Source organism: Bacteroides caecigallinarum (genome assembly GCF_016902295.1).
Lineage (GTDB): Bacteria > Bacteroidota > Bacteroidia > Bacteroidales > Bacteroidaceae > Phocaeicola > Phocaeicola caecigallinarum_A.
Window position 1 is genome coordinate 1 of record NZ_JACJLQ010000101.1, and the last position, 1598, is coordinate 1598.

At 40.7% G+C, this 1598-nt stretch carries 2 protein-coding genes; both read left to right on the top strand.

Annotation, left to right across the window (positions count from 1 at the left end; all coding sequences use genetic code 11):
• Window positions 1-50 precede the first annotated feature (50 nt).
• Window positions 51-458 (top strand): transposase, encoded by a 408-nt coding sequence (locus H6A27_RS14310; RefSeq protein WP_204405076.1) that lies wholly within the window; start codon window positions 51-53, stop codon window positions 456-458.
• Window positions 455-1309: an IS3 family transposase gene (locus tag H6A27_RS14315; protein WP_204509173.1), complete on the top strand. Its 855-nt coding sequence runs from the start codon at window positions 455-457 to the stop codon at window positions 1307-1309. Before H6A27_RS14310 ends, H6A27_RS14315 begins: the two co-directional genes overlap by 4 nt.
• Window positions 1310-1598: the final 289 nt, after the last annotated feature.

The following is a 1598-nucleotide window of genomic DNA, read 5'->3' on the forward strand; positions in this document are numbered from 1 at the left end:
TGACTTAATACAGATTTACTTTACACCGTTTTAACAAATTAGAGATTAAAATGGGAAAGAAGAAATCAACACATCGAAAATTTGATTTGGAATTTAAGTTATCAGTATTGAAGGAGTATTATGAATCCGGTAGTTCCAAAGGTTTCATTGCCAGGAAGTATGAAATAGACCATAGTTATCTAACTCGATGGGAGCATGATTTGGAGTTAGACGAAAAAGATTTAACTTTGTCATCAGAGTTATGTTCAAAATTAGAAGCTATGCAAAAGTCCAAGAAACAAAGGGAAACATCCAATGTTCCCTTAAGCCGCGAGCAGGAACTTGAAGCCGAGATCCGACGCCTGAGACAAGCCTTGGAATATTCAGAGCTACGCAATGAAGCCCTGCATGAAGTCATTAAGATAGGTCGTGAACAATATGGTATCGACCTATTAAAAAAAGCTGGCGCCAAACAGTGACAAGCCTTCACACAAAGCACCCTGAACGTTCCATAGGATGCCTTTGTTCACTGTTTGGCAAGACTCGCGAAGGCTATTACAGCGTCAGTAAAGATACACTAGAGAAGCGTATGTATACTGAAACTGAGATACTCAGTAGCGTGCGTGAGATAAGAGACAGAGCTCCCGGAATAGGCGCATACAAGCTGTTCCTAATATTAAAAGGTATCTTCCACAAAGAGATGCCCGGCAGGGACTGGTTCTACTCTCTTGTCCATCGTCATCATCTTATGTTGAAACCCGAAAGAAAGCGACACACAACCAGCAGCAACCATAATTACCGGAAGTACAAGAATCTCATAAAAGGATTCAAACCTTTGGGTATCAATCAGTTGTGGGTAGCGGATATAACCTACATAGAAACAGACAATGGAGTATGTTATCTCCATCTTCTTACAGACGCATATACGCACGAAATAATAGGTTGGGTAGTCTCTATAAGCCTGCTTTCAGACAATACAATAGCAGCCTTGGAAATGGCCCTTGACAGGTTTGAAGGGTATGATCTCAGTCATCTGATTCATCATTCGGACAGGGGGTCACAATACTGCTGCAACAATTATATAGAGAAGCTGCGGGAAAGGGAAATATCTATAAGCATGACAGAAGACGGCAATCCTACCGATAATGCCATAGCCGAACGCGTAAACGGCATAATCAAGCAGGAATGGATATACAGGATGAAACGTTTCAAAGATCTGGAAGATGCCAGAGAACAGATAGGGAAAATAATAGAATTCTACAACAATGAAAGGCCTCACATGAGCAACGGAATGCTTACCCCGGCAGAAATGCACAGAAAGTGCGGATAACTACTCTTTGGAGGCTTCACGCCTCCAGCCGTAAGGCAAACCTCCGTGGTGTTTTTCATAGTATTATTTGCCATAACTAAGTTAAAGGCATATATTTGTCCCTGTAAAAGGGACTACGTAAAAGTCTGGGGAGGGACAAGGAGGTTTCCTGCAACCTAAACAACAGGTATGAAGTTTTTCAGGAACAGAAATTCTTCATGTAAAGTTTATCAGGAAAGTTGAAGAAGTGTAGTGAACTTTTTTAGTAATAAACCAATAAAAGTGTAAAGTAAATTTAGGCATAGTCAAG

Excerpts from the sequence above, each read along its gene's own strand:
- H6A27_RS14310 (WP_204405076.1), top strand. The coding sequence starts at position 51 with ATGGGAAAGAAGAAATCAACACATCGAAAATTTGATTTGGAATTTAAG.